We start from the raw sequence: 22,075 nt of genomic DNA on the forward strand, positions 1-22,075 counted from the left end.
ACCTTCCCAGCCGCGCGCCGGATGGCAAGTGCGGGACGCCTCCGGCGGGAGTATTTTTGCCCAGAAGAAGGCTCAGGTGTGCTTTGCGCAAACCGGGCAATCATCCCGGCGTTTCAGGGCAACCACCCGGTTTTCAGCGTAAAGCGCATCGTAAAGCAGCATCCGCCCGCGCAGGGATTGCCCCGCGCCCGTGATGTGCTTGATCGCCTCCATCGCCATCATTGCGCCCACCACGCCGGGCAGCGCGCCGACGACGCCCGCCTCGGCACAGCTGGGGGCCAGTTCGGGCGCAGGGGCTTCGGGAAAGATGCATTGATAGCAGGGGCCGCCATTGGCCGGGTCATACAGGCTGATCTGGCCTTCCCATTGGGTGATGGCTGCCGCAATCAGCGGGGTTTTCGTGGCGACCGCGGCCTGGTTGACCAGAAACCGCGTGTCGAAATTGTCGGTGCCGTCCAGCACCAGATCATACTCCGCAAACAGCTCCACCGCCGCGGCCGCATCCAGCCGCCGTTGATAGGGGCGTACGGTCACATGCGGGTTCTGGGCGCGCATGGCTTCCTCGGCCGAGAACACCTTGGGCATGCCCAGCCTTGCGTCGGTATGGATGACCTGGCGTTGCAGGTTCGACAGATCGACCACGTCGTCATCCACAACCCCGATCGTGCCAACCCCGGCCGCCGCCAGATAGAGAAGCGCGGGCGAGCCCAGCCCACCGGCGCCGATCACCAGCACGCTTGCATCCTTGAGCCTCTTCTGGCCCGGGCCGCCGACCTCTCGCAAGACGATGTGGCGGGCGTAACGCTCCAGCTCAACGGGCGCGAAGGCGCCGGTCTGGACCGCCGTTTGCGGCGCGTTGGCTTGCGCCCGCGCGCGCAGCCAGCGCAGCCCGCGGCGATAAGCCACGAAGACCACCGCGGCGATGCCCACCAGCACCCATTCGGGGCGCGAGCCGCCGGTCGCCAGGCGCAGCGGGTTATCGGCGGGCAGCAGGAACTGCACCAGCAGCACCGCCAGATAGAGCACCCCGATCATCGTCCAGCGGACCCGGCGCGGGGCCTGCATCATCGCGCCGATGCCCCAAAGCGCGCCCGCCATGACCAGAAACAGGATCATCAGCGCCGCCCGGTCGAGCCGAACCCGCCGTGACCGCGTGCGGTGTCGGACAGGGTTTCGACCACCTCGAAACCCGCCTGAAGGACGGGGGCGATGATCATCTGGGCGATGCGGTCACCGTGATGGAACAGGAAATCATCCGCGCCATAGTTGATCAGCAGAACACCCAGCGGCCCGCGATAATCGCTGTCGATCGTGCCGGGCGTGTTGGGCAGGCTGATCCCGTGTTTCAGCGCCAGACCAGATCGCGGCCTGATCTGCATCTCGAACCCGTGCGGGATCTCGACCCGCAGCCCGGTGGGCACGATGCGCCGTTCCATCCGGCGCAGCAGGAAGCCGCCTTCGCGGATCTCGGGCGGCAGGTTGGCGCGGATATCGGCACCCGCCGCGCCGTGGGTTTCGTAAGCGGGCAAGGGGATGTCGCGGTCGGCCCAATCCTCCCACAGGACGCGGATGACGGGGCTCATGCCAGCGCCTCGGCGATCAGCTGAGCGATCCGGTTGGCGACCTGGTCCTTGCCCATGCGCGGCCAGCTGTCGGCGCCCGCGTCCGAGATCAGGGTTACCGCGTTTTCCGACCCGCCCATGATGCCGGTTTCGGGCGATACATCATTGGCCACGATCCAGTCGCAGCCCTTGCGGTCACGCTTGGCCGTGGCATGGGCGATCACGTCGTCGGTTTCGGCCGCAAAGCCCACCACCAGCCCCGGACGGCCGGTTTCCATCTGGCTGACCGTGGCCAGGATGTCGGGGTTTTCGGCGAATTCCAGCACCGGCAGGCCGGTTTTGGTCTTCTTCATCTTGCTGTCGGCGGCGTTGGCGACACGCCAATCGGCCACGGCGGCGGCGAAAACGGCGGCATCTGCGGGCAGCGCGCCCTGCACGGCCTCCAGCATCTGCCGGGCGGTCTGCACGCGCACGACCTTTACCCCGGCGGGGGGCGGCATATCGGCGGGACCGGTCACAAAGGTCACATGCGCGCCCAGCCCGGCCAGCGCCCGCGCCAGCGCGGTGCCCTGCGCGCCCGACGAGCGGTTGGCGATATAGCGCACCGGGTCGATCGGTTCATGCGTGGGGCCGGATGTGACGATCACATGCCGCCCCTTCAGCGGGCCATCGGCCAGCGCGGCACCCACGGCATCGATGATTTGCGGCACCTCGGCCATGCGACCGGGGCCGAATTCGCCGCAGGCCATCGCGCCCTCGTCCGGGCCGACGACCAGCACGCCGTCCCCGGTCAGCGTGGCCAGATTGCGCTGTGTCGCGGGATGCTCCCACATGCGCACATTCATCGACGGCGCGATCAGCACGCGCTTGTCGGTCGCCATCAACAGGGTCGAGGCCAGGTCGTTGGCATGCCCGCCCGCCATCTTGGCCATCAGATCGGCGGTCGCCGGGGCCACCACCACCAGATCGGCGGCGCGGGACAGTTCGATATGGCCCATCTCGGCCTCGTCCGTCAGGTCGAACAGATCGCGATAAACCTTCTCCGCCGCCAGTGCCGATACCGATAAAGGGGTCACGAATTCCTCGGCCGCCTTAGTCAGAACGGGCGTCACCGTCGCGCCCTGATCGCGCAGCCGCCGGATCAGGTCCAGCGACTTGAAAGCGGCAATCCCGCCGCCGATGATCAACAAGATACGTTTGCCTGCCAGCATGAGCCTGTTTCCCGAACCCGTCGGAACAGTCCTAAGCGCCCTGAGCCTCTGCCGCAAGCGATGCGGCGACCGGGGCGCCACAGAACGGGTCCAGCGCCAGGCTGTAGCGCGTCCATTGACGGGCCAGGAGCCGCGCGCGGCGGACACAGGCGGGTTGTCCGGGATGCAGGTCGATCAGGACATCGCTGGTTTGCAGCACCCGGTCGCCATCGTCGACCGTCACGACGGCGATGCGGTGATTCCAGTCATATCCCGGTTTGTGGACCACATATCTGGCGTTCGCGCGGACGTAATCGACCGAAACGATCATATCGAACCGCACCAGCGCGACCAGCGCCACAACGGACAGCACGATCAGGGTTTTCCATCGGTGCCGGAAACGCGGCGAAACAAACGGGTTAATATCACTGGAACCATACATGCCGCGCAGTCTAGGCGCGGTTTTCGGCCAAATCAGGGCCGCGGCGCGGCAGGGATGGGTCAGTTCGCGCGGAAGGCGGCGCAGGGATCGTCGCGCGGCGTGGGCGCGGTCAGGATCCACAGATCATAGGGCGGCGTCGCTTCGGGCGCGGCTTCCAATTGACCGATGCTGAGCACCGACAAGTCAGGTGCCGCCACCGAAAGAACCGCCGGGATACCCCAATCATGGCGCGCATGGCCGTTTCCGGTAATCACCGCGACCGGCCCGCCGGTTTCGGCCCAGGCCCTTGTGATGGCGCGGGCCAGACCGGCATCGCGCAGCCGCTGGGCATCGACCATGCCGGGCAGCATTTCCTCGGGCAGGGCGTTGCAATGCGCCTCTTGCTGCATCGACTGGCGGGTGGCCTGCTGATCGTCGGGCAAGGGCGCGTCGAGGCCAAAGGCCGCCGCATCGGCGCCAAAGGCCACAGCCGCGCCATCGCCGATGGCCGCACGCACCTGATCGCGCGGCAGCGCGCCGCCATAGACCGGGGCATCGGTTGCGGTGAAAATGGGATGATAAAGCGCGAAATCGGGCCAGCCGGAATCGGCCCAGCCCAGCGCCTGTGCCAAGGCATCCGCATCGCTGCGCAGCGCGGGTGTGACACGCGCGGCCTGATCGGGGTCCAGCATTTCGAACACCAGCGCCGCCGGTGACAACGCCGAAACCGCAGCCGCCTGATGGGCATGATGGGTGGGGTTGTCATGCACCTCGCCCAAAATCACCACATCGGCGGGGGGCAGGGCGTCAAGCGCGGTCGCGTCGATCTGGGCCGCATGGGCGGCAGCCGCGCCGAGGAGCAGAAAGGTCAGACAGGTTCTCATCACACGAAGAACTGTTGAACCTCGTCGCTTTCGTTTTCAAGGCTTTTCCGCATCTTGACGAAAGCCGCCGCCTCGAGCTGGCGCACGCGTTCCTTCGACAGGCCCAGTTCCTGACCCAGGCTTTCCAGCGTGCGTGGCGCTTCGCGCAGTTTGCGTTCCTGCACGATGAACCGCTCGCGGTCGTTCAGCTTCGACATTGCATCGACCAGCCAGTCCCGCAGCCGCGCGGTGTCGTGCCGGCGGCTGACATGTTCCTCGGCCTGGGTGCTGTCATCTTCCAGCGCGTCGATCCACTCGCGCCCCTCATCCTCGGTCGACTGGGTCGCGTTGAGTGAGAAATCCGAGCCCGAAAGCCGACCCTCCATCATCTCGACATCATGCAGGGGGACACCGATTTCCGACGCGATCTGCTGGCGCAGCTGATAACCGTCCAGCTCTTCGCCGCGCCCGCGCGCCTCGCGCTCCAGCTGGGCCTGAACCCGGCGCATGTTGAAGAACAGCGATTTCTGGGAAGAGGTCGAACCGGTGCGCACCATCGACCAGTTGCGCATCACGTAATCCTGGATGCTGGCCTTGATCCACCACACGGCATAGGTCGAAAAGCGCACGCCGCGATCCGGGTCGAACTTGTCCGCGGCCTTCATCAGGCCCAGGCTCGCCTCCTGGATCAGGTCGTTCATCGGCGCGCCATAGCGTTTGTATTTCGCCGCCATCGAGATCGCCAATCGCATATACGCGGTGATCAGGCGGTGCAGGGCGGCCTCGTCCCGGTTATCGCGCCAGGCATAAGCCAGCGTGCGTTCGGTTTCGGCATCCAACAGCTCGGCGCGCATGGCCTGCCGGGACAGTCGTTTATCGGCCAAGTCGTCAAGCGGCATGTCTGCTCCCTTACTCTTTTGCCAGAAAATACAAGTCCAACTTGTGTGTTCTATAACGTCTACGAAAGGGGTGCGGTTCCGGATCACGAAAACGTGCATAATTGCGCTGACCGGATTGCGCCGGAAAACCACAAGATCGGCCCGCGCATACCCGATCTGGTGGGCACGGGCGTGGGCGCCACCAGTCCTGTAAATGCCGGATCTATCAGCAAAGCGAATAGCTGCGCTCAAAATTCGGAATTATGCAGTTTCGCGCACGGTCCGTAAGCTGCGGCCATGACCTATGATCTCTTTATCGGTGACAAAACCTTTTCCAGCTGGTCGCTGCGCGGCTGGCTGATGTTCGAGAAATTCGGCCTTCCGGTGAACACCACGCTGGTGGGCCTGTATGCTGGCACGATGGCCCAGGATCTGGCCGCGCTGGCACCGGCGCGGTTCGTGCCGGTGATGCGCACGCCCGATGGGATCGTGGTGGGCGACACGCTGGCCATGGCCGAAACCCTGGCCGAACGCCACCCCGATGCCGGTCTGTGGCCCGCCGACCCGGCGGCGCGGGCGCTGGCGCGATGGCTGGTGGCGGAAATGCATTCGGGCTTTGGCGCGCTGCGCGGCGAATGCCCGATGCAGCTGTTGCATCAATACGTGGATTTCCCGGTCAGCGACGCGGTGCAGGCCGATCTGGACCGGCTGCAATCGCTTTGGGCGCTGGCACGCGACCGGCACGGCGCCGGCGGTCCGTGGCTGTTTGGCGACTACAGCTTGGCGGATGTGTTCTTTGCGCCGGTTGCGGCACGGATCGCGGGCTATGGCCTGCCGGTATCGGAGGCGGCACAGGTCTATGTCGCGGCGCATCTGGCCGATCCGGCCTTTTGCGCCTGGCGCGCCGACGGGCTGACCAAAAGCTATGATCCGGTGCCCTATGCGATGGACCTGGCAACGACCGATTGGCCGGGCCCGTCTGCCTAGGCGTTTACCATTCCTAAACCTTTTCTGCCGTAGCCGTTAACCATGGTTACGGCAGAGGTCTGAATGGTTGCGCGCGCCTATACGGTTGCTTTCGAGGGGGTCGATGCCCGTCTGGTCGAGGTGCAATGCGCCGTGGCCGCGGGATTGCCCGCCTTTTCCATCGTAGGCCTGCCCGACAAGGCGGTGAGCGAGGCACGCGACCGCGTCCGCGCCGCCCTGACGGCAATGTCCATCGCCCTGCCCCCCAAGCGCATCACCATCAACCTGTCGCCCGCCGACCTGCCGAAGGAAGGATCGCATTTCGACCTGCCCATCGCGCTGGCGCTGCTGGCGGCGATGGATGTGCTGCCCCGCGATGCGGTCGAACAATGCGTCGCCTTGGGCGAGATGTCGCTGGACGGATCGCTGGTGCCGGTGATCGGCGCCCTGCCCGCCGCGATGGCCGCGGCCGAGGCCGACCGCAGCCTGATCTGCCCCCGCGCCTGCGGGTCCGAGGCCGCCTGGGTCGGCGCGACCCCGGTCTTCGCCCCCGCCTCGCTGGCCGCCGCCATCGGGCATTTCACCGGGCAATCGCCGCTGGCCACCGCCGAACCGGGCGAGGTGACGGGCGCGCAGGGCAGCCGCGACCTGCGCGATGTCAAGGGCCAGGAACGCGCCAAGCGGGCGCTGGAAATCGCGGCCGCCGGGCGCCACCACATGCTGATGGTGGGCAGCCCCGGCGCGGGCAAATCCATGCTGGCCGCGCGGATGCCCGGTATCCTGCCGCCGCTCAGCCCGGTCGAGGCGCTGGAAACATCCATGATCCATTCGCTGGCCGGCCTGCTGGACGAGGGCGGGATTTCCCGCGACCGGCCCTTCCGCGAACCGCATCACACCGCCAGCATGGCCGCCATTGTCGGCGGCGGGCGCGGTGCCAAGCCGGGCGAGATCAGCCTGGCCCATAACGGCGTCCTGTTCATGGACGAATTCCCCGAATTTCCACGCATGGTTCTGGAAACCCTGCGCCAGCCCATCGAGACCGGACAGGTCGTCGTGGCCCGTGCCAACGCGCATATGCGCTATCCCTGTCGGTTCCTGCTGATGGCGGCGGCCAACCCCTGCCGCTGCGGGCATCTGGCCGATCCCGCGCAGGCCTGTGCCCGTGCGCCGATTTGTGGCGACGATTACATGGGCAAGATCTCCGGCCCGCTGATGGATCGGTTCGATCTACGGATCGAGGTGCCGCCGGTCGCCTTCACCGATCTGGACCTGCCCGAAAGCGGCGACAGCAGCGCAACGGTGGCCGAACGCGTGACCCGCGCCCGCGCGGTTCAGGCCGCGCGGTTCGACGGGCTGGGCGATATGCGCGTGAACGCCGATGCCGAAGGTCAGGTGCTGGAACAGATCGCCACCCCCGATGCCGAGGGTCGCGCGCTGCTGGCGCAGGTCGCAGAGCGGTTCGGCCTGTCGGCGCGCGGCTATCACCGGGTGATGCGCGTGGCCCGCACCATTGCCGATCTGGATGGATCACAGGATGTGCGCCGCCCGCATGTGGCCGAGGCGGTCAGTTTCCGCATCACCGCGATGCAGCAAGCGGCCTGATCCACGCCGCCACCGCGTCCAGCGTCGCGCCGGCCTGCGGCAGGATGCCATGAAAGAACGGCCAGACATGGGGCAGATCGGTTTCGATGATTTCGGTGACCGGAACCCCGTGGAAGTTCAGATGCGAGGTCATGCGCGTCGTGTCGTCCAGCAGAACCTCGGTATCTGCCGCAGTCAGCCAGACCGGCGGCCCGCCGGTGAAATCGGCGTAAAGCGGCGACACGCGCGGATCCTCGGCATAGGCGCCGGACAGGTACATCTGCGCCATCTCGCCCGCGCGCTCGGCGGGCAGGACCACATCGCTTTCGGCGTTCAGATAGAAGCTGTCGCCCGAAAAGGTCAGATCTGTCAGGGGCGAAAACGCGAAAACACCCAGGGGCTTGGGCAGGCCAAGCCGCAGGATCTCCGCCAGCAGCACCAGCGCCAGCCCACCGCCCGCGCTGTCCCCGCCGATCACGACACCGCCCGGCTGATCGGCCAGCGCGCGATAGGCGGCCAGCGCATCGTCCACCGCGGCGGGAAAGGGATGATCGGGCGCCAGACGGTAATCGGGCAGAAACGCGGGCAGACCACAACGTTTCGACAGATGCGCCACCATCGCGCTGTGGGTGCGGGCCGACCCGAAGACATAACCGCCCCCATGCAGGTACAGGATGCGCGCCGCGCCCTTGGCCCCCGGCCCCCTTACCGACAGACCCGGCACACCGCCCGCAGCGTCCCGGCGGATCCGGCTGAACAGCGGCGGGTGAAAGAAGAGCCGCGACTTGATCGCCAGATTGCGGCGCAGCTCTTCGGGCGTGCCACGGGCCAGCTGGGGCCGCTCGGTGCGGCGCAGCCAGTTGTTCAATGCCGCCTGACGCCAGCTCATCCGCAGCGGCCTTCGATTGCGGTCCAGACCTTTTCGGCCACGTTGATCCCGTCGAAGCGTTCCAGCTCCTGGATCCCGGTGGGCGAGGTCACGTTGATCTCGGTCAGATAGTTGCCGATGACGTCAATGCCCACGAACACCTGGCCCTTTTCGCGCAGAAGCGGCCCGATGCGGGCGCAGATCTCCAGATCGCGGTCGCTCAGGCCGATCTTCTCGGGCCGCCCGCCCACATGCATGTTGCTGCGGGTTTCGCCCTTGGCCGGCACCCGGTTGATCGCGCCGACCGGTTCGCCATCGACCAGGATCACCCTCTTGTCGCCCGCCGACACATCGGGCAGGAATTGCTGCACGATCAGCGGCTCGCGGCTGAACCCGGTGAACAGCTCGTGCAGGGAATTCAGGTTGCGGTCATTGGCGTCCAGCCGGAACACACCCGCGCCGCCATTGCCGTAAAGCGGCTTCAGGATCACGTCGCCATATTTGTCCTTGAACGCCTTGATCGTCGCCAGATCGCGCGCAATCGTGGTGGGCGGGGTCAGGTCGGGGAAATCCAGCACCAGCAGCTTTTCGGGATAGTTCCGAACCCAGAACGGATCATTCACCACCAGCGTATCGGGCGCCAGACGGTCCAGCAGATGGGTCGAGGTGATATAGTGCATGTCGAAGGGCGGGTCCTGGCGCAGCCAGACGACATCGAAATCGGCCAGGTCCACATGGGTTTCCGGCCCAAGCTGCGCATGATCGCCCTGCACCCGCTGCACCGTGAAATCATGGCCGCGCGCGGTGATGCGGCCTTCTTCATAGGCCAGATGATCGGGCGTATAGAAGAACAGCGAATGACCGCGCGCCTGTGCCTCTTCGGCCAGCCGGAACGTGCTGTCGGCATTGATGTCGACGGATTGGATCGGGTCCATCTGAAAGGCGATCTTCAACGGCATGGGCGGCTCTCCTTCACTGCCTGTCCTACATGGCAAGCGATGGGCGCGCTTGCAATCAAGATCGCGTCACCCGGCAATGGCGTTCTCGATGATGGTGATGTTGCCCTGACCATCGACCAGCGCGACATCGATGCGGGTTTCGGTCAGCAGACCGCCGGGCCGCGTAGCCAGGAATTCCTCGGCCGCGGCATAGATGCGCGCGGCCTGGCGGTCGGTCAGATGCAGCGCGGCGGTGCCCGTGTCGCGGCTTTGCTTGACCTCGACAAACACGACCGTGCCGCCCTGTTCCAGGATCAGGTCGACCTCGCCCGCCGTGCCGCGCCAGCGCCGTTCCAGCACCTGCGCGCCGTTGGTTTCATAAAGCCGGGCGACCGCATCCTCGGCCGCAAGCCCCGCGTGATAGGACCGCGCGCCGCTCATTCCGCGCGGCCCAGTTCCAGCGCGCGCTGGTACACCTGGCGGCGCGGCAGGCCCAGCTGTTCGGCGACCTCGGCCGCGGCATCCTTGACCCTGAGCCGACTAAGCGCCTCGCGCAGGGCATCGTCCAGCGTGGCGGCATCGGCCACCGCCTCGGGCGCGCGGTCGATCAGCACCACGATCTCGCCCTTGACGGTGCGGTCGTCGAATTCCGCCGCCAGCTCGGCCAGGGTGCCACGGCAGACTTCCTCGAATCGCTTGGTCAGCTCGCGGCAGACCACGGCGGCGCGGTCGGGGCCGAAAATCTCGGCCAGCTCGGTCAACAGGCGCTGCACCCGCTTCGGCGATTCGTAGAGGATCACCGTCGCCGTCAGGGTCGACAGATCGCGCAGGAACCCTGCGCGCGCGCCCTTGGCCGGGGGCGGAAAGCCCGCGAACAGGAACCGGTCGGATGGCAGGCCCGACACCGTCAACGCGGTCAGCACAGCCGATGGTCCGGGCGCCGCAATGACCGGCAGGCCCGCCGCGATGGCGGCACGCGCCAACTGGAACCCGGGATCGGCCACCAGCGGCGTTCCCGCCTCGCTGGCATAGGCGACAGAGCGTCCGGCGGCGATCTCGGCCACCAGCTTGTCGCGTTGCGCAGGCCCCGAATGTTCGTGATAGGCCACCACCCGCCGGTCGCCCAGCGCCACGCCGTGGATCTGCATCAGGTGCTTCAGCGTGCGCGTATCCTCGGCCGCCAGGATGTCGGCGCTGGCCAGCACGTCGAGCGCCCTGAGCGTGATGTCGCGCGCAGCCCCGATCGGGGTGGACACGAAATAAAGGCCGGGCGCCAGGGGGGTGGTGTCGATCTGCAAGAAAGCTCCGGCCAGTGGTCTGCGACATTTACTTGCCGGTCGGGAATGCGTACTGTCCGACACAAACCCGACCCGGTGTGAGGAGTGCCCATGTTCGCCGTTTTCCGCAAGCCCCGCAAGTCATTGACCGCCATTGCCGCCGCCGTGATGGGGTTGGCGCTGGCGGCCTGTCAGCCCGTCGCCCTGGGCGGCGGCAGCGGTCCCAGCATCAACACCCGCGCCCCGGTGCCGGTGGCGCTTCTGGTGCCCAGCGGTTCGGGCCAGGCGGGCGATACGCTGGTGGCGCAGGGGCTGGAAAACGCCGCAAGGCTGGCGATTTCCGATCTGGACGGCGTCGATATCGACCTGCGCGTCTACAGCACCGCCGGCAGCGCTGGCGGGGCCAGTTCCGCCGCGAGCCAGGCGGTGAATGACGGCGCCAAGATCATCCTGGGCCCGCTTTATGCCCAAGCGGCCAATGCCGCGGGCGTGGCCGCCGCCAGCCGCAACGTGAACGTGCTGAGCTTTTCCAACAACACCGCGATCGCGGGCGGCAATGTCTTTGTCCTGGGCAACACGTTTCAGAACACCGCAAACCGGCTGGTCAGCTATGCCAAGCGTCAGGGCAAGGACAAGATCATGGTCGTCCATGACCGCACCGTCGCGGGCGAGGTCGGGCGCGACGCGATCGTGCAGGCGATCTCCAACAGCGGATCGTCACCGGCGGCCATCGCATCCTATGAGTTCTCGCAGAATGGCGTGGTTCAGGCCGTGCCGGCCATCGCATCGCAGGCGCGCAGTTCGGGCGCGAACGCGCTGTTCATGACCGCCGACACCGCCGGCGCGCTGCCGCTGCTGGCGCAGCTTCTGCCGGAAAATCGCGTCGATCCGTCGGTGATCAAGTTCATCGGCCTGACCCGCTGGGACATCCCCAACAGCACGCTGGCCCTGCCCGGCGTTCAGGGCGGGTGGTTTGCCCTGCCCGATCCGGGCCTCAGCGCGCAATTCGCCAGCCGCTATCAGGCGGCCTATGGCCAGGCGGCGCATCCGCTGGCGGGGCTGGCCTATGACGGGATCTCGGCCATCGGCGCGCTGGTCAAGCGGGGCAAATCCGACGCCCTGACCACCGCCGCGCTGACACAGAATGCCGGGTTCTCGGGCGTCAATGGCGTCTTCCGGCTGCGCGCCGACGGCACCAACGAACGCGGCTTGGCCGTTGCTGAAATCAAGAATAATCAGGTGGTTGTGATTGACCCTGCCCCAAGAAGCTTCGGCGGTTTCGGGTTCTGACCCCGACGGCCCCGTTTTGACCGTTCCCACCGCGCCGGGCCCGCTGATCTGCCCGGCGCAAGACATCTTCGACACCGACGCCTTCTTCGCCGACCTGGCAAACGCGCTGACCGACGACCGGGATGCGCGCGTGGTCCGGCAAGAGGCGGTGCGGCTGTTGCTGGCCGCGCGCAAGACCGGCAACGACCGGATCGCCGAGGCCTTTACCGCCCAACCGCTGGCCGCGCGCGAGGTGACGCGGTCCTATGCGCATCTGACCGATTGCATCGTGCGTGCGGCGCACCGGATCGCCACCGAATGGTTGCATCCGCTGCCCACCCCGACCGAGGCCGAAAAGATCGCCCTGCTGGCGGTGGGGGGCTATGGCCGCGCGGAAATGGCGCCGCATTCCGATGTCGATCTGCTGTTCCTGACGCCCTACAAGATCACCCCATGGGCCGAAAGCGTGATCGAATCCATGCTGTATATCCTGTGGGATCTGCGGCTGAAGGTCGGCCATTCCAGCCGCACGATCCGCGACTGCCTGCGCCTGGGGCGCGAGGATTACACGATCCGCACCGCGCTGCTGGAACACCGGTTCCTGGATGGCGATGCCGACCTGGCCGAACAGCTGCACATGCGGCTGTGGAAGGACCTGTTCAGCACCACCGCATCCGATTTTGTCGAGGCCAAGCTGGCCGAACGCGCCGAGCGCCACAAGAAACAGGGCGGCCAGCGCTATATGCTGGAGCCCAACGTCAAGGAAGGCAAAGGCGGGCTGCGCGACCTGCAATCGCTGTACTGGATCGCGAAATACGTGCACGGGGTCGAAGATGTCGGCGCGCTGGTAGGTCTGGGTGTCTTTACCCAGGACGAATATGACACCTTCGTCGACGCCGAAAGCTTCCTGTGGGCGGTGCGCTGTCATCTGCACCTGCTGTCGGGCCGGGCGATGGACCAGCTGACCTTCGACATGCAGATCGAGGTCGCCGCGCGGCTGGGCTATACCGATCATGGCGGGCGCCGGGCTGTCGAACATTTCATGCAGGATTATTTCCGGCACGCGACGCGGGTGGGCGAGCTGACGCGGATCTTCCTGACCGCGCTCGAAGCGGCCCATGTCAAGACGGCCCCCAGCCTGACGCGGTTCCTGCGCCGCCGCCGCCGGGTGAAGCCGATCTATCACATCGTGCATAACCGGCTGGCCCTGGCGGACGAGACCGCGTTCTTCGCCGACAAGCTGAACATCCTGCGGCTCTTCGAAGAGGCGCTGCGCACCGGCATGCTGATCCACCCCGACGCGATGCGCGCGGTGTCGGCCAACCTGGACCTGATCGACGACGAGATGCGCGCCAACAAAGAGGCGCAGCGGATTTTCCTGGACCTGCTGCTGAAACACGGCAATCCCGAACGGTCGCTTCGGCGGATGAACGAGCTGGGCGTGCTGGCCGCCTTCATCCCCGATTTCGAACCGATCGTGGCGATGATGCAGTTCAACGTCTATCACCACTATACCGTCGATGAGCATACGATTCAGTGCATCTCGACCCTGGCGCAGATCGAACGCGAAGAGCTGGTCGAGGAATTGCCGGTGGCCAGCCGGATCCTGAAGAAGGGGATCGACCGGCGCGTGCTTTACGTGGCGCTGCTGCTGCATGACATCGGCAAGGGCCGCCCCGAGGATCATTCGATCCTGGGCGCACAGATCGCGCGGCGCGTGGCGCCGATGCTGGGCCTGAAGGCCGAGGCCTGCGAAACCGTCGAATGGCTGGTGCGCTATCACCTGCTGATGTCGGATTTCGCCCAGAAACGCGATCTGTCGGATCCGCGCACGGTCCGCGATTTCGCCAAGCTGGTGCGCAACCGCAAGCGGCTGGACCTGCTGACGGTGCTGACCGTCTGCGACATTCGCGGCGTGGGCCCCGGCACCTGGAACAACTGGAAGGCGCAGCTGTTGCGGACGCTTTACCGCGAGACCGCCGATGCGCTGGAAAACGGGCTGGAAGCCATCAACACCGAAAAGCGCGAGGCCGAGGCCAAGCGCGCCCTGCGCGAGGCGCTGGACGACTGGGACAAAAAGGACCTGCGGGTCGAGGTCGGCCGCCATTACGGCCCCTATTGGCAGGGGTTGCCCACCAGCACCCAGGCGGTCTTTGCCAACCTGCTGCGGGACATCACCGATGACGCAATCCGGATCGACCTGACCCCGGACGAGGATCGCGACGCCACCCGCGCCTGTTTCGCGCTGGCCGATCACCCCGGCATCTTTGCCCGGCTGACCGGCGCGCTGGCCCTATCGGGCGCCAACATCGTCGACGCACGGACCTATACGTCCAAGGATGGCTATGCCACCGCCGTGTTCTGGATCCAGGATGGCGAGGGGCACCCGTTCGAAGCCAGCCGCCTGCCGCGCCTGCGCAAGATGATCGAAAAGACCCTGGCGGGCGAGGTCATGCCGCGCGAGAAACTGGCCGACAAGGACAAGCTGAAGAAACGCGAGATGGGCTTTCAGTTCCCGACCTCGATCAGTTTCGACAACGAAGGCTCCGAAATCTATACCATCATCGAGGTCGACACCCGCGACCGCCCCGGCCTGCTGTTCGACCTGTCGCGCGCGCTGGCCGATGCCAATATTTATATCGCCAGCGCGGTGATCGCGACCTATGGCGCGCAGGTGGTCGATACGTTCTATGTCAAGGACATGTTCGGGCTGAAGCTGCATGCGGCTTCGAAACAGCAATCGCTGGACCAGAAGCTGCGCCGCGCGATCGAACGCGGCGCGGAACGGGCGCGCGGCTGATGAATCCGATCCGGCTGATTTCGGGCTTCGTGACCGTCGGCGCCTGGACATTGATGAGCCGCATCCTAGGGTTCGTCCGTGACATCCTGATCGCGGCGTGGCTGGGCACCGGCCCCGCGCATCAGGCCTTTGTCATCGCGTTTTCTCTGCCCAACCTGTTCCGCCGGTTCTTTGCCGAAGGCGCGTTCAACATGGCCTTTGTGCCGATGTTTTCCAAACGCGCCGAAAGCGGGCAGGACCCGCTGGGCTTTGCCCGCGATGCGATGTCGGCGCTTCTGGGCATTCTGGTGGTGCTGACGCTGCTGGCGCAGGTCGCCATGCCGTGGCTGGTGCTGGCGATGGCGTCGGGGTTTCGCAACAGCGCGACCTTTGACCTGACGGTGTTTTATGGGCGCATCGCCTTTCCCTATGTGATGTTCATCTCGATCGCGGCGCTTCTGTCGGGGGTGCTGAACGCGCTTGGCCGGTTTGCCACCGCCGCCGCCGCGCCGGTGCTGCTGAACGTGATCTTCATCGCCGCGATCACCGCTGCCGCCCTGACCGATAGCGATGTCGCGCTGGCACTGATCTGGGCCGTCCCGGTCGCGGGCGTGGCGCAGATGGCGCTGGTCTGGTGGGCGGCGAAACAGGCAGGCTTCCGCCTGTTGCCGCATTGGCCGCATATGACACCCGAGCTGAAGCGCCTGGCCATTATCGCCGCGCCCGCCGCGCTGGCGGGGGGCGTGGTGCAGGTGAACCTGCTGATCGGGCGGCAGGTCGCATCCTATTTCGACAGCGCGGTGTCCTGGCTTTACAACGCCGACCGGCTGTATCAGCTGCCGCTGGGGGTGGTGGCCATCGCCATCGGCGTGGTGCTGCTGCCCGATCTGTCGCGCCGGTTGCAGGCGGGCGATGCCGATGGCGGGCGGCATTCGTTCAGCCGGGCCGCCGAATTCGCGCTGGCGCTGACACTGCCCGCGGCGGTGGCGCTGGTGGTGATCCCGGTGCCGCTGATCTCGACCCTGTTCGAGCGCGGCGCCTTCACCGCCGCTGACACGATCCCCACCGCGCTGGCGGTGGCGGTCTATGGCGCGGGCCTGCCGGCCTTTGTGCTGCAAAAGGTGCTGCAACCGCTTTACTTCGCGCGCGAAGATACGCGGCGCCCGTTCTATTACGCGCTGGTATCGATGCTGGTGAATGCCGCGCTGGCCCTTGGCCTGGCGCCGGTCATCGGCTTCATCGCGGCGGCCTGGGGCACGACGCTGGCCGCCTGGGCGATGGTGGTCCAGCTGTGGCTGGGCGCGCGCGGGATGGGCGAGGCCGCGCGTTTCGACGACCGGTTCTGGCACCGCCTGCCGCGCATCGCCGCGGCCTCGGCCCTGATGGGGGGCGTGCTGTGGGGCGGCCATATGTTGCTGGCAGAGTGGTTCGTCCACGGGCCGCAACGCTATCTTGCGCTGCTGATCCTGTTGCTGGCGGGGATGGTCAGCTATTTCGGATCGGGGCACGTTCTGGGCGCGTTCCGGCTGGCCGATTTCAAGAACGCGATGCGGCGCGGCTGATCAGCGGTGCCGCAACTGGGCGCGCAGCCGGGCAAACCCGCCGGGGCTGACGCCAAAAGACATCACGAACCCGGTGACGAACCCGGCGATATCGGCCACCCAATCGTTGCTGGACCCGAACAGCAGCCCGAACAACAGCTGGATGCCCAGCAAGAACCCGATCAGTGAAAAGGCGCGCAGTTGGCTTTCGCCGGTCTGCCCCGCCCGCACCCACAGCAGATAGGTGAACGCCCCGATCAGCCCATAGACCGCCGGATAGCCCCCCACCAGCGGGCGCGGGTCGCCCAGCAACCCGCCATAGGCCACGGCCCCCATGATCGCGGCGCCAAAGAACACCGCCAGCACGGCCCAGGTGCGGAACACCTCGCCCACCATCTTGCCCAGCGCCAGGATGAACACGATCACGAAAAGCGCATGGGTGAAATTCACATGCACGAAGGGATAGGTCACGAAGCGGATCAGAAAATCGAACGGGTATTCGCCGGTGGCCATCATCCAGTCGAAGATCTGGCCCGAAAAGCCGTAATCGGTTTCCGCCGACAGCCGCCAGCCCACCGCCGCCGGGCCGCCCACGATGCCGCGCGCCCCCACGTTGAAGGCCAGCTCGATCAGCGCGATCGGCACCACCAGAAACCACACGACCGGCGGCAAGGGGTTCAGCGGCGAGGTATCGTTATGTTGGCGCATTCTGGGAGCTCCGGTTGACGGCTTGCCCCCGCATGGGTAAGCGAGCGGAACACGAATTTCCAGACGGAGAATAGATATGGCCGAGGTGGTCCACACACCGCGCGTCTTTTCCGGGATCCAGCCCTCGGGCGGGCTGACCCTGGGCAATTACCTGGGCGCGATGAAGCGTTTCGTCACCACGCAGGATGCCGGTGACATGGAAACGATCTATTGCATGGTCGACCAGCACGCGATCACCGTCTGGCAGGACCCCGACAAGCTGCGCCATGCCACGCGCGAGCTCTGCGCGGGCTTCATCGCCGCCGGGATCGACCCGGAGAAATCCATCCTGTTCAACCAAAGCCAAGTGCCGGAACACGCGCAGCTTGGCTGGATCTTCAACTGTGTCGCCCGGATGGGCTGGATGCAGCGGATGACGCAGTGGAAGGACAAGGCGGGCAAGAACACGCAGAACGCCTCGCTGGGGCTCTTCGCGTATCCCGCGCTGATGGCCGCCGATATTCTGATTTACCACGCGACCCATGTGCCGGTGGGCGAGGATCAGAAACAGCATGTCGAACTGACCCGCGATATCGCGATCAAGTTCAACAACGACTATGGCGTCGATTTCTTCCCGGTGACCGAGCCGGTGATCGAGGGCGCGGCGACGCGGGTCATGAGCCTGCGCGACGGGTCCAAGAAGATGTCGAAATCCGATCCGTCCGACATGAGCCGGATCAACCTGACCGACAGCGCCGACGACATCGCCAAGAAGATCCGCAAGGCCAAGACCGACCCCGAGCCCCTGCCCGACACGGTCGAGGGTCTGGCCGACCGCCCCGAGGCGCGCAACCTGGTGAACATCTATGCCGGGCTGGCCGACCTGACGCCGGAACAGGTGATCGCCGATCACGCGGGCCAGCAATTCGGCACTTTCAAGCCCTCGCTCGCCGATCTGGCGGTGGCCAAGTTGGAGCCGATCTCGGCCGAGATGTCGCGGCTGATGCAGGACCCGGCCGAGATCGACCGCATCCTGGCACGTGGGGCGGAACGGGCGCGCACCATCGCCACGCCGATCCTGAAACGGACCTATCAGATCGTGGGCATGGTCGGCGCGTAACCGGCCAGCACAGCAAAAACGCACCAAACCCCTGCGCAAGAAGGGGTTTTTTGTTTTTTCCGCACATATATCTTGGCCTCGAGTTTTTCGGAGGTTCCAATGACCACACCTGTTCATCCCAAGGCCCGCATCGGGCATGTCCACCTGAAGGTCGCCGATCTGGATCGCGCCATCGCGTTCTATTCCGGCGTTCTGGGGTTCGAGCTGCAGCAGAAATACGGCACACAGGCCGCGTTTCTGGCCGCTGGCGGCTATCACCACCACATCGGCCTGAACACCTGGGAAAGCAAGGGCGGCACGCCCCCGCCCCCGGGCCATACCGGGCTTTATCACACCGCGTTCCTGTATCCCGACCGGGCCAGCCTGGCGGATGCGCTGCAACGGGTGATCGACGCGGGGATTGCGCTGGACGGTGCCGCCGATCATGGCGTGAGCGAGGCGATCTATCTGCGCGATCCCGATGGCAATGGCGTCGAGCTGTACCGCGACCGGCCGGAACAGGAATGGCCCCGCGATGCGCATGGCCAGCTGGCGATGATGAACGCCCCGCTGGACCTGCAGGCGCTTCTGGCGGAACTGACGGTATCTTCATAAAACCGATTCAGAACCGTCACCCTGTGGATTCGCAGGCTTCCTAGCCTGCACCTGCTTTGCCGGGGTCGTTCCCAACATCCCCAAGAACGATGCGATCCTGCCCGATCCCATCCCGGCACAAAGCGGCGCCGGACGTCCCGCCTGCCCCGCTGCCAGCCCCCAGCACGCCCCGCTGGGGGCTTTTTATGTCTGGACGTCTGACCTAAGCCGGCGTTAGGTTTCGCAGGTCCGAAAAAGGGGCTGCACCATGGCAACCGGCACGAATATCCGCACCTATTTCAACGGCACCTGGCACGATGGCGACATCGCCGTAATGCGGGCCGCCGATCACGGCAGCTGGCTGGGCACCACGGTGTTCGACGGCGCGCGTTACTTCGAAGGTATCGCGCCGGATCTGGATGCCCATTGCGCCCGCGTCAACCGCTCGGCCAGCGCGCTGATGATCACGCCCACCGTTACCGCCGAAGACATGGTCGCCATCGTCCGCGAGGGGCTGTCGCACTATGCCAAGGACAGCGCCGTCTATATCCGCCCGATGTACTGGGCGCTGGAAGGCGGCGATCTGGGCATCGTGCCGAAACAGGGCGCGACCGGCTTCGCGATCAGCCTTGAGGAGATCCCCATGGCCCCTGCGACCAGCGCCACGACGCTGACCACAACGCGGTTCCGCCGCCCGGTGCTGGAAGACGCGGTGGTGAACGCCAAGGCCGGGTGCCTTTACCCCAACAACGCCCGCATGCTGGCCGAGGCCCGCGCCAAGGGTTTCGGCAACGCGCTGGTGGCCGATGCGTTGGGCAATGTGGCCGAAACCGCCACAGCGAATGTATTCATGGTCCGCGACGGGGTGGTCTTCACCCCCGTGGCCAACGGCACCTTCCTGTCGGGAATCACCCGCGCGCGCCACATCGACAACCTGCGCCGCGACGGGGTCGAGGTGCGCGAAACCGTGCTGGGATTTGACGATTTCCATGCCGCGGACGAGGTTTTTCTGTCTGGCAACATGATGAAGGTCACGCCGGTTTCGGAATTCGACGGCACCCATTATCAATCCGGCCCGGTCACAAAGCGCGTGCGCGAGCTGTACTGGGATTGGGCGCATTCGGGCGGCTGATCAGTCCTGCGCCAGGTTGCGCACCAGGAACTGTTCGGCCCGGATCCAGCTTTCATCGGTATCGCCGCGAAAGTTCAGGTCGCGCTGCTGCACGATCTGGCCGGTCTGCACATCCACGATCTGCACATAGATCCGCATGATCAGGCTGGAGGTCTTGATGACCGACGGCAACAGCACCAGATCCGCCCCCGCCCGTTCCGCCAGTTGCAGCAGGCAATCGGCATCCGTCCCCGGACAGTCCCGTTGCAGATCGCCCGGCGCGATTTCGAAGATGGCATCATATCGGCCCGCCAGATCGCGGGTCAGATCCGCCGCCATCTGTGTCATGCGCGCCTGATGGGCGGCGCGCTGGTCCGCAACCTCGCCCGATGTGTCCAGCATCCGCACCGGCAACACCGCCAGATCGCGCGCCGGGGCGGGACCGGCCAACAGCCCCGTCAGGGCGGCGGCAATCATGGGTATGGACCTGCGCATGATTGCCTCTCCCTCTGGCCGCATGCTCGGAAACCTGCCCATATCGTAGCGCAAACCGCCCCAAATTTCGCGCAGAAAACCGCAGGTGCTTGCAAGCCCCCGTCCGCCCCGCCATGATCGCGGCCGGAGGATTGGCCCATGCGTAAGTTCCTGGTCGTGCTCGATGACAGCCGTGAATGCCTGAACGCGATGCGTTTCGCCGCGATGCGCGCGGCCAAGACGCAGGGCGGCGTGCAGATCCTGTCGATCATCCCGCCCGACGAATTCAACCACTGGATCGGGGTCGGCGATATCATGCGCGAAGAAGCCCGCGAGCGCATCGTCGCGCATTTCGAGGTGTTCGCGAAATGGATGCGCGACAAGCAGAATGTCGATCCCGAGCTGATCATACGCGAGGGCGAACCCCTGCCCGAAATCCTGAGCCAGGTGCGCGAGGATGACGAGATCGGCGTCCTGGTGCTGGGCGCTGGCACAGGCAAGGGCGGCCCCGGCCCGCTGGTCACACAGCTAAGCCGGAATGCCGGGACGCTGCCGGTCCCGATCACCATCGTGCCGGGCGAAATGTCCAAGGAACGGCTCGAAGCGATCTGCTGATCAGCCCTTGCCACGGGCGCGATGCGCCGCGACCTTGGCCCGGTTGCCGCAGACCGACATCGAACACCACCGGCGCCGGTTGTTCCGGCTGACATCGCGAAACCACATCGTACAGCTGGGATTGGCGCATTCGCGCACGCGGTCCGCTTCCTGCCGCGCGATCAGATCGGCAATGGCAATGGCAACCGGCACCAGAAGCTGGCCGGGCTGGGTAAAGCGCAACCTTCGCGTCATCCGGTGGGGCGGCGTGGGCTCCAGCACCCAAAAGCCACTTTCACGCTGCAGCACCCAGTTCAGATGTTCGAAAATCCCCGTCGTCCCCGTCTGCAACCAGGCCCGGAACTCGTCCCTCAGATGCCGCGCCTCGGCCGCGGCGATGTCGGTTTCGGCGTCCTGGGGGAAATCGTCGAACTCTGACGGCTGGACCAGACCGGCCTGTAACAGCCACGCCTTCAGGTCGTCGCCGGTCTCGATCCATTCGATCATCTCGCCGTGGGGGGCGCCGATCGTGTTCAGGAAATCCAGTGCCGGATCGTCGGCAATGATCATCGCGGGTGGGCGCATGGGGCCTCTCATTCCAAAGGTGACAACAATGTAACCACTTATTCGTGATTTGAGAAGTTACCAAAACGTGAGTAACCCTCTAACCACATTTTAAACGGTTTACAGAATGGAGAGACCCATGACCGATCTTCTTTACATCGCCGGATCGCCACGCGGTGCGGCCTCGAAATCCGCAGCCTTGGCAGAGGCTTACATTGCCAAGGCCCAGGTCGCCGATGGCAGCATGTCCGTTTCCCGGATCGACCTGTGGGCCGAAGACCTGCCCGCGTTCGACGGTGATTTCGCCGCAGCAAAGATGACCTTTTTCGGCGATGGCGCGATGGATGCCGCGAAACAGCACGCCTGGGATCGCGTGACCGAAATCACCCAGCGCTTCGTCGCCGCCGACCATTATGTCATCAGCGTTCCGATGTGGAATGGCGGCATCCCTTATCGGCTGAAACAATATATCGACATCATCACCCAGCCCGGCCTGCTGTTCGGTTTTGCCCCCGATACCGGCTATTCCGGTCTGCTGTCGGGCAAGAAGGCGACGCTGGTCGTCAGCAGCGGCGTTTGGCAGCCGGGCGCGGATGCGCGCTATGGCCAGGATTTCCACACCAGCTATCTGGAATGGTGGCTGGGCATGATCGGTGTCACCGATATCGACGTGATTCGCTTCCAGCCCTCGCTGCTGACCGCCGACCCGCAGGCCGGGTTCGATGCGGCGCGGGAACGGGCGCTGGAGCTGGCCTGAACGGGCTTGCGACACGGTCCGCTGCCCCGGCGGACCGTGTTTTAGAACAATTCTAAACATTG

23 protein-coding genes are annotated in these 22,075 nt (G+C 65.7%); 10 read left to right on the forward strand and 13 right to left on the reverse strand.

Going from position 1 to position 22,075, the window contains the following annotated elements:
- Positions 1–72: 72 nt before the first annotated feature.
- The 6 genes from CLM60_RS12685 to CLM60_RS12710 all read right to left on the reverse strand — a co-directional run bounded on the left by CLM60_RS12685 (position 73) and on the right by CLM60_RS12710 (position 4,935).
- Positions 73–1,116: a HesA/MoeB/ThiF family protein gene (locus CLM60_RS12685; protein ID WP_095589506.1), complete on the reverse strand. Its 1,044-nt coding sequence runs from the start codon at positions 1,114–1,116 to the stop codon at positions 73–75.
- Complete coding sequence (dut, locus tag CLM60_RS12690) at positions 1,116–1,583, reverse strand: dUTP diphosphatase (RefSeq protein ID WP_095589507.1); 468 nt, start codon at positions 1,581–1,583, stop codon at positions 1,116–1,118. The genes CLM60_RS12685 and dut overlap by 1 nt, the downstream gene beginning before the upstream one ends.
- On the reverse strand, positions 1,580–2,773 hold the full coding sequence (coaBC, locus tag CLM60_RS12695) for a bifunctional phosphopantothenoylcysteine decarboxylase/phosphopantothenate--cysteine ligase CoaBC (RefSeq protein ID WP_095589508.1): 1,194 nt from the start codon (positions 2,771–2,773) through the stop codon (positions 1,580–1,582). Before coaBC ends, dut begins: the two co-directional genes overlap by 4 nt.
- 31 nt (positions 2,774–2,804) lie before the next feature.
- Entirely contained in the window at positions 2,805–3,125 is a 321-nt protein-coding gene (locus tag CLM60_RS12700; RefSeq protein WP_141246506.1) for a hypothetical protein, read from the reverse strand.
- Positions 3,126–3,253: 128 nt separating this feature from the next.
- On the reverse strand, positions 3,254–4,057 hold the full coding sequence (locus CLM60_RS12705; RefSeq protein ID WP_095589510.1) for a ChaN family lipoprotein: 804 nt from the start codon (positions 4,055–4,057) through the stop codon (positions 3,254–3,256).
- Positions 4,057–4,935 carry an RNA polymerase factor sigma-32 gene (locus CLM60_RS12710; protein WP_095589511.1) on the reverse strand — a complete coding sequence of 293 codons (879 nt, stop codon included), beginning with the start codon at positions 4,933–4,935 and terminating at the stop codon, positions 4,057–4,059. The genes CLM60_RS12705 and CLM60_RS12710 overlap by 1 nt, the downstream gene beginning before the upstream one ends.
- A gap of 276 nt (positions 4,936–5,211) precedes the next feature.
- Here CLM60_RS12710 and CLM60_RS12715 point away from each other — a divergent pair, with 276 nt between their 5' ends.
- Together CLM60_RS12715 and CLM60_RS12720 are read left to right on the forward strand one after the other, a co-directional pair.
- Positions 5,212–5,901, forward strand: a complete 690-nt coding sequence (locus tag CLM60_RS12715) for a glutathione S-transferase (RefSeq protein WP_095589512.1) — start codon at positions 5,212–5,214, stop codon at positions 5,899–5,901.
- A gap of 63 nt (positions 5,902–5,964) precedes the next feature.
- Positions 5,965–7,482, forward strand: coding sequence for a YifB family Mg chelatase-like AAA ATPase (locus tag CLM60_RS12720; protein WP_095589513.1), 1,518 nt, complete (start codon positions 5,965–5,967; stop codon positions 7,480–7,482).
- Here CLM60_RS12720 and CLM60_RS12725 read toward each other — a convergent pair.
- From CLM60_RS12725 to rsmI, 4 genes are all read right to left on the reverse strand, one after another.
- Positions 7,457–8,350 carry an alpha/beta hydrolase gene (locus tag CLM60_RS12725; RefSeq protein WP_095589514.1) on the reverse strand — a complete coding sequence of 298 codons (894 nt, stop codon included), beginning with the start codon at positions 8,348–8,350 and terminating at the stop codon, positions 7,457–7,459. The two genes, CLM60_RS12720 and CLM60_RS12725, sit on opposite strands and share 26 nt — an antisense overlap.
- Positions 8,347–9,282, reverse strand: coding sequence for a glutathione synthase (gshB, locus tag CLM60_RS12730; protein WP_095589549.1), 936 nt, complete (start codon positions 9,280–9,282; stop codon positions 8,347–8,349). The genes CLM60_RS12725 and gshB overlap by 4 nt, the downstream gene beginning before the upstream one ends.
- A 72-nt stretch (positions 9,283–9,354) precedes the next feature.
- Positions 9,355–9,708 carry a YraN family protein gene (locus CLM60_RS12735; protein WP_095589515.1) on the reverse strand — a complete coding sequence of 118 codons (354 nt, stop codon included), beginning with the start codon at positions 9,706–9,708 and terminating at the stop codon, positions 9,355–9,357.
- Complete coding sequence (gene rsmI, locus CLM60_RS12740; RefSeq protein ID WP_095589516.1) at positions 9,705–10,565, reverse strand: 16S rRNA (cytidine(1402)-2'-O)-methyltransferase; 861 nt, start codon at positions 10,563–10,565, stop codon at positions 9,705–9,707. Before rsmI ends, CLM60_RS12735 begins: the two co-directional genes overlap by 4 nt.
- A gap of 90 nt (positions 10,566–10,655) precedes the next feature.
- On the opposite strand from rsmI, the gene CLM60_RS12745 reads away from it, so the two are divergent.
- The 3 genes from CLM60_RS12745 to murJ are packed head-to-tail and all read left to right on the forward strand — an operon-like array spanning position 10,656 to position 16,154.
- Entirely contained in the window at positions 10,656–11,834 is a 1,179-nt protein-coding gene (locus CLM60_RS12745) for a penicillin-binding protein activator (RefSeq protein WP_095589517.1), read from the forward strand.
- Positions 11,835–11,850: 16 nt separating this feature from the next.
- Positions 11,851–14,613: a [protein-PII] uridylyltransferase gene (locus tag CLM60_RS12750; protein ID WP_245848407.1), complete on the forward strand. Its 2,763-nt coding sequence runs from the start codon at positions 11,851–11,853 to the stop codon at positions 14,611–14,613.
- Positions 14,613–16,154 carry a murein biosynthesis integral membrane protein MurJ gene (gene murJ, locus CLM60_RS12755; protein ID WP_095589519.1) on the forward strand — a complete coding sequence of 514 codons (1,542 nt, stop codon included), beginning with the start codon at positions 14,613–14,615 and terminating at the stop codon, positions 16,152–16,154. The genes CLM60_RS12750 and murJ overlap by 1 nt, the downstream gene beginning before the upstream one ends.
- On the opposite strand, the gene CLM60_RS12760 is transcribed toward murJ, so the two are convergent.
- Positions 16,155–16,841, reverse strand: coding sequence for a rhomboid family intramembrane serine protease (locus CLM60_RS12760; RefSeq protein WP_095589520.1), 687 nt, complete (start codon positions 16,839–16,841; stop codon positions 16,155–16,157).
- Between the two features lie 76 nt (positions 16,842–16,917).
- Between CLM60_RS12760 and trpS the strand changes: the two genes are divergently transcribed.
- The 3 genes from trpS (at position 16,918) to CLM60_RS12775 (ending at position 19,645) form a co-directional block, all read left to right on the forward strand.
- A complete protein-coding gene (trpS, locus tag CLM60_RS12765; protein ID WP_095589521.1) occupies positions 16,918–17,940 on the forward strand; it encodes a tryptophan--tRNA ligase in 1,023 nt (340 codons plus the stop codon).
- Positions 17,941–18,039: 99 nt separating this feature from the next.
- Positions 18,040–18,534: a VOC family protein gene (locus CLM60_RS12770; protein WP_095589522.1), complete on the forward strand. Its 495-nt coding sequence runs from the start codon at positions 18,040–18,042 to the stop codon at positions 18,532–18,534.
- A 247-nt stretch (positions 18,535–18,781) separates the two neighbouring features.
- A complete protein-coding gene (locus CLM60_RS12775; RefSeq protein WP_095589523.1) occupies positions 18,782–19,645 on the forward strand; it encodes a branched-chain amino acid aminotransferase in 864 nt (287 codons plus the stop codon).
- Here the strand turns inward: CLM60_RS12775 and CLM60_RS12780 are convergent, their stop codons facing one another.
- Entirely contained in the window at positions 19,646–20,119 is a 474-nt protein-coding gene (locus CLM60_RS12780; protein WP_217983293.1) for a DUF2380 domain-containing protein, read from the reverse strand.
- A gap of 138 nt (positions 20,120–20,257) precedes the next feature.
- On the opposite strand from CLM60_RS12780, the gene CLM60_RS12785 reads away from it, so the two are divergent.
- Complete coding sequence (locus tag CLM60_RS12785) at positions 20,258–20,713, forward strand: universal stress protein (protein WP_095589524.1); 456 nt, start codon at positions 20,258–20,260, stop codon at positions 20,711–20,713.
- On the opposite strand, the gene CLM60_RS12790 is transcribed toward CLM60_RS12785, so the two are convergent.
- Positions 20,714–21,277: a CGNR zinc finger domain-containing protein gene (locus tag CLM60_RS12790; protein ID WP_176473869.1), complete on the reverse strand. Its 564-nt coding sequence runs from the start codon at positions 21,275–21,277 to the stop codon at positions 20,714–20,716. It lies immediately after the preceding gene.
- Between the two features lie 118 nt (positions 21,278–21,395).
- Between CLM60_RS12790 and CLM60_RS12795 the strand changes: the two genes are divergently transcribed.
- Positions 21,396–22,013: an FMN-dependent NADH-azoreductase gene (locus CLM60_RS12795; RefSeq protein ID WP_095589526.1), complete on the forward strand. Its 618-nt coding sequence runs from the start codon at positions 21,396–21,398 to the stop codon at positions 22,011–22,013.
- The last annotated feature ends 62 nt before the right edge of the window (positions 22,014–22,075 follow it).

This window comes from Actibacterium ureilyticum, from assembly GCF_002285435.1.
Taxonomy (GTDB): domain Bacteria; phylum Pseudomonadota; class Alphaproteobacteria; order Rhodobacterales; family Rhodobacteraceae; genus Actibacterium_C; species Actibacterium_C ureilyticum.